The following is a 13,469-nucleotide window of genomic DNA, read 5'->3' as shown; positions in this document are numbered from 1 at the left end:
TTTCAGTGCCTCGGGCGATCGGGTTTTTCAGAAAGACCGAGGTCGGTTTCCCAGACCGTGCACTTATCCAATAGCCTGGAGGTGTGAAATTGCTACGCCGCGGTGACTCAGACAACTCCGACAAACGTGACGTCGAGGGCACTGAGGCATCCTCGGCCTCCGAAGAGGCGCCCATCGAGCAGGTGGGCAAGGGCCGCCCCACACCCAAGCGTCGTGACGCCGAGGCGAAGAGGCGTGGCCCCGTTGCCCCTGCCCCGCTGACCGCGAAGGAAGCCCGCGCCCGCCGTAAGGCGACCCGCGGCTCCAAGGAGGACCGCAAGGCCGAAGCCGCCGAGCGTCGCGCATCGTCGGCAGACCGCCGCGCCCGCATGCTCGCCGGCGAGGACAAGTACCTGCTCCCCCGCGACAAGGGACCGGTTCGCGCCTACGTCCGTGATTTCATCGACGCTCGCCGCAACCTCGTCGGGCTGTTCATGCCGCTCGCGTTGATCCTCATCATGACGATGTTCGTCACGCCCGCGCTCCAGCAGATCGTCACGCTGGCAATGCTCGTGATGATGCTCTTCATGGTCGGTGAAGGCATCTGGCTCGGTCGCATGATCAACAACCGCGTCGCCGAGCGCTTCCCCGACAGCACCGACGGCGGATTCAAGCTCGGCTGGTACGCGTTCGTTCGCGCGTCGCAGATCCGTAAGCTGCGCGCACCGAAGCCTCGTGTGGGGCCGGGCGACGCAATCTGAGCGTGACGAACACGTACAGAACTTTGGTCCTCGGCGGCGCGCGGTCTGGTAAGTCCGCGCACGCCGAGGATTTGGTTTGTGCAGGCCACTTACCCGAAAGTTCGGCACCGATCCGGTACCTGGCGACAGCCAGACGTGATGTCTCCGACGCAGACTGGGAAAGCCGGATCGACCAGCACCGCAACAGACGGCCTTCCCATTGGTCGACTGTCGAAACCGCAGCTGCCGGTGACCTTGCGGCGCAACTCGAAAGCGATTCACACACAGCGACGTTGGTCGACGATCTGGGAACGTGGCTGACCACGGAACTCGATCGGCAAGGCGCCTGGGACGCTCCGCGCGGCACCGTCACTCCCGCTGCGGACAGCCTGGTCGCCAGTGTCGAGAACTATCGCGGACACCTGGTGCTGGTCAGCCCCGAAGTGGGTTTGGCCGTCATCCCCGAGACACGGTCGGGACGACTGTTCCGCGACGAGATCGGCACTCTCAACGCTCGTATCGCCGCGGTGTGCGATCGTGTCGTACTAGTGGTTGCAGGGTTACCGCTCATCTTGAAAGATACTGCTGCACAACCGGAAGGCACGATGTGAGTACCGAGGCCAATCCAGGGGCCGTTTCAGGGGCGAATCCAGATGCCAACCCTGACGTCGCGCCAGTCAGTAGCGCCGACTTCGAACCCGTCACCCCGCCCGACCGCGAGGTGCGTGCGCAGGCCGATGCGCGTCAGCGTGATCTGACCAAGCCGGCCGGTTCGCTGGGCCGACTGGAGGCTCTCGCCGGCTGGGCATCAGCCTGCCAAGGAGTTTGTCCCCCACACGCTTTCGCTCGGCCTCGCGTCGTCGTCTTCGCGGGTGATCACGGAATCGCCCGCAACGGCGTCTCCGCCTATCCGCCGGAAGTGACCGCACAGATGGTCGCCAACTTCCTCGGGGGCGGCGCGGCAGTCAACGTCCTCGCCGAGGTTGCCGGCGCCACGGTACGGGTCGTCGACATCGCAGTGGACGGCGATACCGATCCGTCCGTCGCGAACTACAAGGTGCGTAGGTCTTCCGGGTCCATCGACCGCGAAGACGCCATGTCGAACGAGGAAACCCTTCAGTCCATCGCCGCCGGCCGAGCGATCGCGGACGAGGAAATCGACGGGGGCGCAGATCTTCTCATCGCCGGTGACATGGGCATCGGTAACACGACGCCCGCAACCGTACTCATCGCAGCCCTGACGGACAGTGAACCCGTCGCGGTCGTGGGTCGAGGTACCGGTATCGACGACGCCGGGTGGATCCGCAAGACCGCAGCGATTCGCGACGCTCTCCGGCGTGCCCGTCCGCACGTTCGCGACACAGTCGCGCTGCTGCGCACGTCTTCGGGTGCCGACCTCGCCGCGATGGCCGGCTTTCTGGCCCAGGCAGCTTCGCGTCGCACCCCGGTTATCCTCGACGGCGTAGTGGTCACCGCAGCCGCCATGGTTGCCGACGAACTGGCTTTCGGCGCACGTGAATGGTGGGTCGCCGGACACCGCTCCACCGAACCCGCCCACACCATCGCATTGACCCGAATGGGTCTCGACCCGATCGTCGAGTTCGACATGCGTCTCGGTGAAGGTTCAGGTGCAGTCACAGCGCTCCCGATTCTTCAGGGCGCAGTGGCAATCCTGGGCAAGATGGCGACATTCTCCGAAGCCGGTGTCAGCACTCAGGGCAGCGCACCTGCCGACGAACCCGAGTCGATCGACCTGACCAAGACCGATACGGCGGAGTGAGCATGGCGGGCCCGCTGTCCGGAGTGCCTCTGGCCTTCTCGTGGCTGACGGTCCTTCCGGTTCGTGGTCCCTCCGACATCGACCGAACTGCCGGTCGTCGCGCCATCGCGGCAGCTCCGCTCACCGGGATCGCTCTCGGCATTGCCGCGACGTTTCTGCTCTGGGGCACAACCAGTATCGGCCTGAATCCCTATCTCGCAGGCTTGCTGACGGTCGGTGCGCTCGCTCTCGGGACACGCGGGATGCACGTGGACGGACTGGCAGACTCCGTCGACGGACTGGGTTGTTACGGTCCACCGGAGCGCGCCCGCGAGGTCATGCACAGCGGCGGTGCCGGACCGTTCGGGGTCGCGGCACTGTTGATCTTCCTTGGGCTGCAATCGGTCTCCTTCGGCGTCCTCGCTGTTGCCGACTCCCCCACGCAGTGGATCGCCGTTCTCGTTTCTGTCGCTGCGGGTCGTGTGGCCGTCGTTTTTGCCTGCCGCCGAGGTATTCTCGCGTCGAGCCCGAGCGGATTCGGTGCGCTCGTCGCCGATTCACAACCGCTGTGGGCCGCAATCGTGTGGTCGGTTCCGCTGATCGCCGCTTCCGGCTTTGCCACCGACCGGTGGTGGCTCGGCCCTCTCGTGACCGCGTCGGCGCTGGTGATCAGTGTGCTGTGCGTGCGTCACTGCGTCCGTAGATTCGGTGGACTCAACGGAGACGTTCTCGGATTCGCGCTCGAACTCACTGTGACGCTGACGGCCGTCGGCCTCACTCTCGGACTGTGATCCGACGTCGTGCGAGTAGGTGTCCTTGCGTACGAAGGTTGCCTCGCGGCCGAGATCTTCGTTTTCACCGACCTTCTCCTGATCGCGAATCGGGTCGCTGATGGAGCGCCCGCCGACCCCTTCGAGGTATCGGTCATCGCAGCGTCGGGCACGCCCGTCGTTGCGGCAGGTGGATTTTCGCTCGGCGTGCAGGAGGGGCATCACGACATCGATCACCTGGTTGTGCCGGGGTTCGACCTCGTGCCGTCCGAAGACCCTGCGACGCGTTTGTCGCTGTGGGACAGAGAAATCGAGTTCATCCGTGCGTGCGAGGCGCGCGGCGTTCGGGTGTCGTCGGTCTGCGTCGGCGCGTATCTGCTGGGCGAGGCGGGACTGCTCGACGGACGCCGATGTACGACGTCGTGGCTGTACGGTGCGGACCTCGCAAGTCGTTACCCCGGTGCGACGGTTCGAACCGACTCGTTGATCGTCCAGGACGACGGCGTCACCACCACTGCGGCGTTCACTGCCGCGCTCGACCTCGCAACAGCACTCGTGCGCGAGCATCTCGGCGACAAGATTGCGCGAACGACTACGAGAATTACTCTGGCGCCGGAAAACCGAACCAGTCAATCTCCGTACATCGTCGACTCGATGCTGCCCGTCAAACACACACAGTTCGCCGACGACGTCGGGAGTTGGTTGGTCGAACGGATGGCGGCGCCTTACGACTTGGATCTGCTGTCGGATGCTTTTCACCTCAGCACCCGAACCATGCTTCGGAAGTTCAAGGACGAGACCGGGGAATCGCCGCGCAGTTATCTGCAGCGTGCACGGATCCGAAAAGCGAAACGGTTGTTGGAATCGACCGACTGGTCTCTCGGAAAGATCCTGGGGCACATCGGCTATCAGGATCCTGGAACCTTCCGTCGCCTGTTCACCGACCGCGTCGGCATCAGCCCGGCCGACTACCGAAAGCGATTCCGCAACGGCGGCACCGGATAAGGCGTGTGGCGAGCCCGCCCGAAAACGTGGCGAACCGCCCTCTTCTGTAGTTGATCCCGCGCCGAAAGACTGTGCAGAGGAATTGTTTCGACTACTGAGAGGGCTCACCGTGCCGAACCGGAGCATGACCGAAGACGATCCGCTCGAAGACTTCGACCGTCGAACGATCACCATCGACGCAGTGGCGAAGTCCGTGTACGTGGCCGGCACCGGTCCCGCAGTAATCGTCATGCCGGAGATGCCGGGCATCAGCCCGCACGTCGCGCGATTCGCCCGCTGGGTGCGCGACGCCGGTTTCACTGTCTTCGTGCCGTCACTGTTCGGGCGCGCCGGAGCGGTCCCCACAGTGGACGAGGGGCTGACGGTGTTCAAGAGAGCCTGCGTCAGTGCGGAGTTCCGCGCCCTCGCTGTCGACGAACCGAGTCCGGCGGTCCGTTGGCTGCGTTCACTCGCCGCTTCGGCACACGAGGAGTGCGGCGGTCCTGGCGTTGGCGTGATCGGGATGTGCTTCACCGGAAACTTCGCGTTGTCGATGATGCTCGAACCCTCGGTCATCGCGCCGGTTCTCGCCCATCCGTCGTTACCGCTCGACCGACCGGACGAAACCGACAGCGGGCCCGAAGAACTCGAAGCCGTGCGCTCGAGACTCGAGGCCGAAGACCTCACGGTGCTCGCATACCGGTTTCAAGGTGACCCGTTCTGCCGCGCACAGCGATTCGCGGCCTACTCGAAGGCCCTGGGCGAGCGCTTCGTCGGAAAGGTACTGCCCGACGAAGCGGCCAACGCGACAACGTCACCATTCTTCGAACACGTCATTGCCAATCCACACAGCATGGTGACGGCTCATCTCGTCGACGAGGCGGGATCGCCCACCACCGTCGCTAGAGACGAGATTCTGCAGTTCTTCCGCGAGCGGTTGCTCGCAGAACGAACCAGCGATCAGTGAAGCTTGGTCATCCAGCCGTGGGTGTCGGCGAAGGTGCCGCGCTGAATGCCCGTGAGGGTGTCGCGCAGTGCCATCGTCACTTCACCCGGCTCGCCGTCGGCGATGGTGAACTCGCCCTCGGCGGACTTGACGCGTCCGACGGGGGTGATGACTGCTGCTGTGCCGCAAGCGAAGACCTCGGTGATTTCACCGCTCTTGCACTTGGTGCGCCATTCGTCGGTGCTGATCTTGCGCTCCTCGACGGCGAAACCGGAATCGGCGGCAAGGGCGAGCAGCGAGTTGCGCGTGATGCCTGGCAGCAACGAACCGGACAGCGACGGCGTCACGAGGCGAGCGTCGGGGCCGGAACCGAAGACGAAGAACAGGTTCATTCCACCCATTTCCTCGACGTACGTGCGCTCGATGGCGTCGAGCCAGACCACCTGGTCGCAACCCTCGTCGGCGGCTTGCGCCTGGGCGAGGAGCGAAGCGGCGTAGTTGCCGGCGAACTTGGCCGCGCCGGTACCGCCGGGGGCCGCGCGAACGTATTCGGTGGACAGCCACACACTGACCGGCTTGACGCCGCGCGGGAAGTACGCACCGGCGGGTGAGGCGATCAGCAGGTAGCGGTACTCGTCGGCGGGACGGACACCGAGTCCGGCTTCGGTGGAGAACATGAACGGACGGAGGTAGAGCGCGTCCTCGCCACCGGCTGCGGGAACCCAGTCGAGATCGACGTCGATCAGTTCGGTGATGGAATCGATGAACATCTGCGACGGGAGCTCCGGCATGGCCAGACGGCGCGCAGATGCTGCGAAACGCTCGGCGTTGGCCTCGACGCGGAACGAGCTGATCTCGCCACCCGGCTGACGGTATGCCTTGAGGCCCTCGAAGATGGCCTGTCCGTAATGCAAAACCATTGCGGCCGGATCGAGCTCGATGTTTCCGTACGGCAACACCTGGGCGTCGTGCCAGCCCTTGCCCGCGGTGTAGTCGATCGAGACCATGTGGTCGGTGAAGTGCCGCCCGAAGCCGGGCGCCGCCAAAATGTCACGGCGCTCGGCGTCGGACTTCGGGGACGAGCTCTGAACACGAACGAAATCGGCGGCACCTGTCATGGGCGCAATCCTATCGAACGTGAAAAAGCTCTCTACTTGGTGTTGGTCTCCACGAACGGAGGAGACACCACGACGCACCGAAGAGCACGACCACGGACGTCGACTTCGATCTCGTCGCCGGCCGAGACATTGGCACCGGAATCGAGGAGCGCCAACGCAATTCCCACTTTGAGCGAAGGCGAAAACGTCCCCGAGGTGGTCTCGCCGATTGCCTCGCCGTCACGCAGAACACCGAGGCCGGCACGAAGCACGCCGCGATCGAGAGCCTTGATCCCCCAGAGTTTGCGAGCCGGGCCGGCAGCCTTCTCGTCGGTCAAGGTCTCTTTGCCCCAGAATGTCGGCTTCTTCCAACCGATCGCCCATCCGCAGCGCGCTTCGAGCGGAGAAATCTCGAGCGAAAGCTCATGCCCGTGCAGCGGATAACCCATCTCGGTACGAAGAGTGTCACGAGCGCCGAGTCCGGCGGCCTGCCCACCCTCGGCGCGCACTGCCTCGAGAAGCGCACGGAACAACGGCTCGCTGTCCTCCCACCGCGGCAGGAGTTCGTAGCCGACCTCACCGGTGTAACCGCTGCGGCACACACGAACAGGCACGCCGTTCCATTCCGCATCTTCGTACGCCATGTACTCGATCTCGGTGGGAAGTCCCAGCGCCGTCAGAACCGCGACCGATTTCGGACCCTGCACAGCCAGCACACCGTAGGCACGATGCTGATCCTCGACGGTGATTCCGTCCGGTGCGAGGGCGACAAGAGCCGCAACGACGTCCGCGGTATTGGCCGCGTTCGGGACGAGGAAGATCTCGTCGTCGCTGACGTAGTACGCGATGAGGTCGTCGATGACACCACCGGACTCGTTGCAGCACAACGTGTACTGAGCCTTACCCGGCCCGATCTTGTTCAGATCGTTGGTCAGTGCGGAGTTCACGAATTCTGCGGCGCCCGCGCCACGCACGACGGCCTTGCCGAGGTGACTGACGTCGAAGAGTCCGACATTCTCACGCACAGAGGTGTGTTCGGCCACGACGCCGGCGTACGAAACCGGCATCTGCCATCCCCCGAACGGCGCGAACGTCGCGCCGAGTTCGACGTGGACGGGGTGGATCGGGCCCTGCAACAGTTGTTCGTCGGTCATGGCCCACAACCTATCGGACTTCGCCGATCGAAACATGTCCGCAGCGAGAGCTCACCCGGCCGCGACGATCGCCCCGTCCGCAAACGGCAAAGGGCCTAACATCGACTCAGGCATCCGCCAGAACCGGACGCATCGCACACTCACCTCACAGGAGACACCTTGAGCACTCGCACAGCCCGATCGTTGGGACCCGACCTCGTTCTCGCCGGCACAGTCGCCAAGCGCGCAGAGATATTGGTCGTCGGTCTGACGTCGGGTCCGGACGGCCCCGAGATCGCACTCAGCGAAGGCATCGTCGCCGAAGACGTGCTCGCCGAGATCCTCGACAGCCTCATCGCCGTCGGCGCCACCGGCAAGCCCGAGCAGCTCACCCGCGTCCCGGCACCGAGCGCGCTGTCGGTCACCAGCGTCCTCGCCGTCGGACTCGGCTCCGCCGACAAGCTCGACAGTGAGCAGATCCGCAAGTCCGCGGGCGCTGCAGCGCGCTCACTGTCCGGCATCGACACCGTCGCAACCACGCTCTCGATCCTCGATCTCGGCGCAGCCGCCGAGGGATTTGCGTTGGGCGCGTACAGCTTCACCGAATTCAAGTCGTCCATGACGGCTCCCGGTCCTGATTCGCAGCCACTGGCCCGCGTCGAACTTCTGGTGCCATCGCCGCGCACCAAGGACACCAAGGCAACGCTGGCACGGTCGGCAGCGATCGCCGAGGCCGTCGCCACCGCACGCGAGTTCGTCAACACTCCCCCGAGCCACCTCTACCCCGCCGAGTTCGCCGCGCGCGCCAAGGCACTGGGCGTCGAGGCCGGGCTCACCGTCCAGGTGCTCGACGAGAAGGCACTCGAGAAGGGTGGCTACGGCGGAATCATCGGCGTCGGCAAGGGCTCGTCACGCCAGCCGCGTCTCGTCCGCCTCGAATACGCGTCGAAGAAGCGTGGAGCCCGCAAGGTCGCACTGGTGGGCAAGGGCATCACCTTCGACACCGGCGGAATCTCCATCAAGCCTGCCGCCGGGATGGAGAACATGACCTCGGACATGGGCGGCGCCGCAGCCGTCATCTCCACCGTCGTGCTCGCCGCCAAGCTCGGTCTGCCCGTCAACGTCGTCGCATACGTCCCGATGGCCGAGAACATGCCGTCCGCAACCGCGCAGCGTCCCGGCGACGTGCTGACCCAGTACGGCGGAATCACCATCGAGGTCGTCAACACCGACGCCGAGGGCCGTTTGATCCTGGCCGACGCGATGGTTCGCGCGGGTGAGGACAACCCCGACTACATGATCGACACCGCAACCCTCACCGGTGCGCAGATGGTGGCGCTCGGCAACCGCACCCCCGGCGTCATGGGCACGGACGAGTTCCGTGACCGCGTCGCCTCCATCTCGCAGAGCGTCGGCGAGAACGGTTGGGCCATGCCGCTGCCCGAGGAACTGCGCGGAGATCTCGACTCCAAGGTCGCCGACATGGCCAATGTCACCCCGCACCGCTGGGGCGGCATGCTGGTCGCCGCTCACTACCTCAAGGAATTCGTTCCCGAGGGTGTCCAGTGGGCGCACATCGACGTCGCAGGTCCGGCGTACAACACGTCAGGGCCGTGGGGTTACACCGGCAAGGGCGGCACCGGCGTTCCGGTTCGCACGATGATCTCGGTCCTGGAGGACATCGCGGTCAACGGCTGACCACTTGCTGTGCGCCTTTATTAACCGCGGGAGGTTAATAAAGGCGCACAGCAGTTCAGGCGCCGTCGCGCAATTCCTGCTCTCGGGCCCGCTTGCGTTCGATTCGCTTACGCTCGTCGTGATCGCGCATACGCTGCGGATATCCCGTTTTTCGGACGTCATAGACGGGGATCTTCAGGTCTTGTCCCAATTTGCGGGCACCACGTTCGCCGCCGACACGACGACGAGTCCACTCCCCGTCCTTCGCGACGAGGACAACGGTCACCTCGGTCACCGTCGTCTGCGGTTCCACATATGCCTCGACGCCTTCGTGCGAGTGCGCCCAATTCGCCAGATGATCCGCATCACTCTGCGCTGCGGCCTGAGCCGCACTCGGCGGACGCTTGAAACGATCGAACAGTCCCACGGTCGTACCCTCCTCGGTACCGACGCCGCGGATGCACCCCGGCGATATGTCAAGTTTGCCAGGCGATGTCCGTTGTGCCTGCGCACGACATACCGTTTGGTCCGCTTACGACGTTACAGCCGGACCCCCAACGCATACCTACTCGCCAGTAGCCGACACACCCGAAACGGACGGCATCCCCCTCATCGGACACGCCCGGCGTATCAATGGAAAGATGAACGACGGTGACGCCGCGCCCGCGCGTCGACATCGGCAAAATAGCTACAAGTAGCCGCACGTCGCGCGCCACTCGAGCACAATGCATTACGACCACAAGTCGACAAAATTCAACAACCCGAACACAACTGTCGAGGAGTCAAAAGACATGGCCTTCTCCGTCCAGATGCCAGCCCTAGGTGAGAGCGTCACCGAGGGAACTGTCACACGGTGGCTCAAGCAGGAAGGAGACACGGTCGAAGTCGACGAACCCTTGCTCGAAGTCTCCACGGACAAGGTCGACACCGAGATTCCGTCTCCCGTCGCCGGCGTCCTGACCAAGATCGTCGCGCAGGAAGACGACACCGTGGAAATCGGTGGCGAGCTCGCCCAGATCGGTGAAGCCGGCGAAGCCGCAGCACCCGAGGCAGAGGCACCCGCCCCCGCCGCAGAGGAAGCTCCCGCCGAGGAAGCCCCGGCTGCCGAAGCTCCCGCCGAAGAAGCTCCCGCCGCCGAGGCACCCGCTGCTTCCGGCGGTTCCGCTGAAGGCACCGCCGTGACGATGCCCGCCCTCGGCGAGTCCGTCACCGAAGGCACCGTCACCCGCTGGCTCAAGGCCGTCGGCGACGAGGTTGCCGTCGACGAGGCGCTGCTCGAAGTCTCGACCGACAAGGTCGACACCGAAATCCCGTCCCCCGTCGCCGGAATCCTGCTCGAGATCAATGCGCAGGAAGACGACACCGTCGAGATCGGTGGCCAGCTGGCCGTCGTCGGATCCGGCGCACCCGCCGCGGCTCCGGCACCCAAGGCCGCTCCCGCAGCACCGGCCGCTCCGCCGGCACCCAAGGCTGAAGCACCGAAGGCAGAAGCACCGAAGGCTGAGGCACCCAAGCCTGCTGCCGCACCGGCCGCACCCGCTCCGAAGCCTGCTGCAGCTCCCGCACCGGCGGCCGCACCCGCAGCTTCCGGCGACAGCAGCCCGTACGTCACCCCGCTCGTGCGCAAGCTCGCCACCGACAACGGCGTCGACCTCGCGACCGTCACCGGCACCGGCGTCGGCGGCCGCATCCGCAAGCAGGATGTGCTCGCCGCTGCGGAGGCCAAGAAGGCTCCCGCCGCCGCTGCTCCTGCTGCAGCACCCGCGGCCGCACCGGCCGCCACCGCAGCCGCAGGCGTCCGACCGGAACTGGCACACCTGCGCGGAACCACGCAGAAGGCCAACCGTATTCGGCAGATCACGGCCACCAAGACGCGTGAGTCGCTGCAGAACACCGCTCAGCTCACGCAGACCTTCGAGGTGGATGTCACCAAGATCGTCGCCCTGCGGGCCCGCGCCAAGTCCGGCTTCATCGAGCGCGAAGGCGTCAACCTGACGTTCCTTCCGTTCTTCGCCAAGGCAGTCGTCGAGGCGCTGAAGTCGCACCCGAACATCAACGCCAGCTACGACGAGGCTGCCAAGCAGATCACCTACTACGACGCTGAGCACCTCGGCATCGCAGTGGACACCGATCAGGGCTTGCTCTCCCCCGTCATCCACAGCGCCGGCGATCTCGGCCTTGCCGGTTTGGCTCGCGCCATCGCCGACATCGCGAAGCGTGCACGCTCGGGTGGCCTGAAGCCGGACGAACTCTCGGGTGGAACCTTCACCATCACCAACATCGGCAGCCAGGGCGCGCTGTTCGACACCCCGATCCTGGTACCGCCGCAGGCGGCCATGCTCGGAACCGGCGCGATCGTCAAGCGCCCGATGGTGGTCACCGACGAGAACGGCAACGAGTCCATCGGCGTTCGCTCGATGATCTACTTGCCGCTGACCTACGATCACCGTCTGGTCGACGGCGCCGACGCCGGCCGATTCCTCACCACTGTGAAGCAGCGGTTGGAAGAAGCCTCGTTCGAAGCTGATCTGGGCCTGTAAGCAACTGCTCGGCCGACCGGGGCGTCATCTCCATCAGGAGGTGGCGCCCCGGCTTTTTCAGTACGGTCGGATATACACGGTCGGATATCGAAGCAGGCTGAATCGAAGGAGGCTTTCCGAATGCGAGTAGTCATCGCCGGCTCGTCCGGTTTGATCGGAACGGCCTTGGTGTCATCGTTGCGTTCCGACAACCACGACGTCGTACGTCTCGTGCGACGCTCGACCGCTGGACCCGACGAATCGCGTTGGGACCCGGACCAGGACCGTCTGGACCTCTCCGTCCTGCAAGGCGCTGACGCCGTCGTGAACCTCTGCGGCGTCGGCATCGGCGACAAACGGTGGTCGGGTTCCTACAAGCAGGCGATCCGTGACAGCCGCATCGTCGCGACCGATGTCCTGGCCGAAGCTGTCGCAAGTCAGAAGGTTCCCGTACTCGCCAACGCGAGCGCCGTCGGCTACTACGGCGACACCGGCGACAAGATCGTCGACGAGGATTCGCCGGCGGGCACCGACTTTCTCGCCACGACGTGTCGCGATTGGGAAATTGCCACCGAGCCCGCACGCAAGGCGGGAGCCCGCGTGGTCAATCTGCGCTCGGGCGTCGTGATTTCACCCCACGGCGGCATGCTCGGTCGGCTTCGGCGCCTATATTCGTTCGGTCTCGGTGGGCGACTGGGCAACGGTCGCCAGTACTTTCCGTGGATCTCACTCGAGGACGAGTGCGACGCGATCAAGTTCGCGCTCACGAATTCCGAAATCTCCGGTCCCGTCAACCTGACCGGTCCGGCACCTGTCACCAACGCCCAGTTCAACGACGCCATGTCCCGTGCGGTCCACCGACCGGCTCCCTGGATCGTTCCCGGGTTCGCACTTGAAGCGTTGATCGGAGAATTCGCCAAGAGTGGCATCCTCGGTGGCCAGCGCGCCATTCCCGCGGCCTTGGAAAAGGCGGGATTCTCCTTCCGCCACAACACGATCGGGGAAGCGCTGGCGGCCGCACTCGGATGATTCCGAAGTCGGGCGTAATCTCTACGTCCATGAGCAGCGCTGACGTTTCCGCCCGGTTCTCGAAACTGCCGATCGCCGTCGAGCAACTCGGTTTGATCGACTACAACGCCGCGTGGGACCGCCAGCGTGAGCTCGCGGCAGCGCGGGCAGACGACATCGGACCGGACACGCTACTGCTCCTCGAACACCCGCCGGTGTACACGGCAGGACGACGCACGGAACCCGAAGACCGTCCCGTCGACGGCACACCTGTCATCGACGTCGACCGCGGCGGGAAGATCACCTGGCACGGCCCCGGCCAGCTGGTCGGATATCCGATCGTGAAACTGGCCGAGCCCATCGACGTGGTGCGATATGTCCGACGTATCGAGGAAGCACTGATCACGGTGTGCACGGACCTCGGCCTGAACTGCGGGCGCATCGACGGCCGCTCCGGCGTCTGGCTGCCCGCCGAACTCGCAAACGGGCAATGGAAGCCCGAGCGCAAGGTTTCCGCCATCGGCGTGCGCGTCCAACGGGGCGTGGCACTGCACGGCTTCTCCCTGAACTGCAATTCGGTCCTGACCGGATTCGACAACATCATCCCCTGCGGCATCCGTGACGCCGGGGTGACGACGCTGTCGGATGAACTCGGTCGCGACGTCACCGTGGACGAAGTCACTCCCGCTGTGACCGAGGCAGTGATCGCTGCTCTCGACGGAACCATGCCCGTCACCGAACGGAACGTCGAGCGCGTCACCTTCGAAAGCGCCTCGCCTACTCCGACTTTTACTACTGTTCAGTACAGCTGACGGGCTCGCCCGAACCCCGTTGCAGTAATCACCGGGCGTAGGATC

At 65.0% G+C, this 13,469-nt stretch carries 13 protein-coding genes; 10 read left to right on the top strand and 3 right to left on the bottom strand.

The window, feature by feature from the left end:
* The first annotated feature begins 83 nt into the window (after positions 1 to 83).
* The 6 genes from H351_RS15090 to H351_RS15065 all read left to right on the top strand — a co-directional run bounded on the left by H351_RS15090 (position 84) and on the right by H351_RS15065 (position 5,199).
* Positions 84 to 740, top strand: coding sequence for a DUF3043 domain-containing protein (locus tag H351_RS15090; RefSeq protein WP_007730051.1), 657 nt, complete (start codon positions 84 to 86; stop codon positions 738 to 740).
* 2 nt (positions 741 to 742) lie between these two features.
* The gene (gene cobU, locus H351_RS15085) at positions 743 to 1,330 is read left to right on the top strand and encodes a bifunctional adenosylcobinamide kinase/adenosylcobinamide-phosphate guanylyltransferase (RefSeq protein WP_020969887.1); all 588 of its coding nucleotides are present in this window, start codon (positions 743 to 745) and stop codon (positions 1,328 to 1,330) included.
* Between the two features lie 110 nt (positions 1,331 to 1,440).
* Positions 1,441 to 2,499, top strand: a complete 1,059-nt coding sequence (cobT, locus tag H351_RS15080) for a nicotinate-nucleotide--dimethylbenzimidazole phosphoribosyltransferase (RefSeq protein ID WP_244891497.1) — start codon at positions 1,441 to 1,443, stop codon at positions 2,497 to 2,499.
* Between the two features lie 2 nt (positions 2,500 to 2,501).
* A complete protein-coding gene (locus tag H351_RS15075; RefSeq protein ID WP_029255574.1) occupies positions 2,502 to 3,269 on the top strand; it encodes an adenosylcobinamide-GDP ribazoletransferase in 768 nt (255 codons plus the stop codon).
* Between the two features lie 9 nt (positions 3,270 to 3,278).
* On the top strand, positions 3,279 to 4,253 hold the full coding sequence (locus H351_RS15070) for a GlxA family transcriptional regulator (RefSeq protein ID WP_029255575.1): 975 nt from the start codon (positions 3,279 to 3,281) through the stop codon (positions 4,251 to 4,253).
* A gap of 124 nt (positions 4,254 to 4,377) precedes the next feature.
* Positions 4,378 to 5,199 carry a dienelactone hydrolase family protein gene (locus tag H351_RS15065; RefSeq protein ID WP_029255576.1) on the top strand — a complete coding sequence of 274 codons (822 nt, stop codon included), beginning with the start codon at positions 4,378 to 4,380 and terminating at the stop codon, positions 5,197 to 5,199.
* On the opposite strand, the gene H351_RS15060 is transcribed toward H351_RS15065, so the two are convergent.
* A complete protein-coding gene (locus H351_RS15060) occupies positions 5,193 to 6,296 on the bottom strand; it encodes a branched-chain amino acid aminotransferase (protein WP_003941766.1) in 1,104 nt (367 codons plus the stop codon). The genes H351_RS15065 and H351_RS15060 overlap by 7 nt on opposite strands.
* 32 nt (positions 6,297 to 6,328) lie before the next feature.
* Positions 6,329 to 7,429, bottom strand: coding sequence for a glycine cleavage system aminomethyltransferase GcvT (gene gcvT / locus H351_RS15055; RefSeq protein WP_003941726.1), 1,101 nt, complete (start codon positions 7,427 to 7,429; stop codon positions 6,329 to 6,331).
* A 159-nt stretch (positions 7,430 to 7,588) separates the two neighbouring features.
* Here gcvT and H351_RS15050 point away from each other — a divergent pair, with 159 nt between their 5' ends.
* Positions 7,589 to 9,106 carry a leucyl aminopeptidase gene (locus H351_RS15050; protein ID WP_029255577.1) on the top strand — a complete coding sequence of 506 codons (1,518 nt, stop codon included), beginning with the start codon at positions 7,589 to 7,591 and terminating at the stop codon, positions 9,104 to 9,106.
* Between the two features lie 55 nt (positions 9,107 to 9,161).
* On the opposite strand, the gene H351_RS15045 is transcribed toward H351_RS15050, so the two are convergent.
* On the bottom strand, positions 9,162 to 9,512 hold the full coding sequence (locus H351_RS15045) for a hypothetical protein (RefSeq protein ID WP_003941713.1): 351 nt from the start codon (positions 9,510 to 9,512) through the stop codon (positions 9,162 to 9,164).
* A 364-nt stretch (positions 9,513 to 9,876) separates the two neighbouring features.
* Between H351_RS15045 and sucB the strand changes: the two genes are divergently transcribed.
* The 3 genes from sucB to lipB all read left to right on the top strand — a co-directional run bounded on the left by sucB (position 9,877) and on the right by lipB (position 13,424).
* On the top strand, positions 9,877 to 11,625 hold the full coding sequence (gene sucB, locus H351_RS15040; protein ID WP_029255578.1) for a 2-oxoglutarate dehydrogenase, E2 component, dihydrolipoamide succinyltransferase: 1,749 nt from the start codon (positions 9,877 to 9,879) through the stop codon (positions 11,623 to 11,625).
* A gap of 120 nt (positions 11,626 to 11,745) precedes the next feature.
* On the top strand, positions 11,746 to 12,633 hold the full coding sequence (locus H351_RS15035; RefSeq protein ID WP_019748921.1) for a TIGR01777 family oxidoreductase: 888 nt from the start codon (positions 11,746 to 11,748) through the stop codon (positions 12,631 to 12,633).
* Between the two features lie 29 nt (positions 12,634 to 12,662).
* A complete protein-coding gene (gene lipB, locus H351_RS15030; protein ID WP_020969894.1) occupies positions 12,663 to 13,424 on the top strand; it encodes a lipoyl(octanoyl) transferase LipB in 762 nt (253 codons plus the stop codon).
* Positions 13,425 to 13,469: the final 45 nt, after the last annotated feature.

Source organism: Rhodococcus erythropolis R138 (genome assembly GCF_000696675.2).
Taxonomy (GTDB): Bacteria; Actinomycetota; Actinomycetes; order Mycobacteriales; family Mycobacteriaceae; genus Rhodococcus_F; species Rhodococcus_F erythropolis.
This window is presented reverse-complemented; position numbering and strand designations above follow the sequence as displayed.

What these genes read in the sequence shown, in the direction of transcription:
- H351_RS15075 (WP_029255574.1), top strand. Translation starts at nt 2,502, where the DNA reads ATGGCGGGCCCGCTGTCCGGAGTGCCTCTGGCCTTCTCGTGGCTGACG.
- H351_RS15065 (WP_029255576.1), top strand. Translation starts at nt 4,378, where the DNA reads ATGACCGAAGACGATCCGCTCGAAGACTTCGACCGTCGAACGATCACC.
- H351_RS15060 (WP_003941766.1), bottom strand. Translation starts at nt 6,296, where the DNA reads ATGACAGGTGCCGCCGATTTCGTTCGTGTTCAGAGCTCGTCCCCGAAG.
- gcvT (WP_003941726.1), bottom strand. Translation starts at nt 7,429, where the DNA reads ATGACCGACGAACAACTGTTGCAGGGCCCGATCCACCCCGTCCACGTC.
- sucB (WP_029255578.1), top strand. Translation starts at nt 9,877, where the DNA reads ATGGCCTTCTCCGTCCAGATGCCAGCCCTAGGTGAGAGCGTCACCGAG.
- H351_RS15035 (WP_019748921.1), top strand. Translation starts at nt 11,746, where the DNA reads ATGCGAGTAGTCATCGCCGGCTCGTCCGGTTTGATCGGAACGGCCTTG.
- lipB (WP_020969894.1), top strand. Translation starts at nt 12,663, where the DNA reads ATGAGCAGCGCTGACGTTTCCGCCCGGTTCTCGAAACTGCCGATCGCC.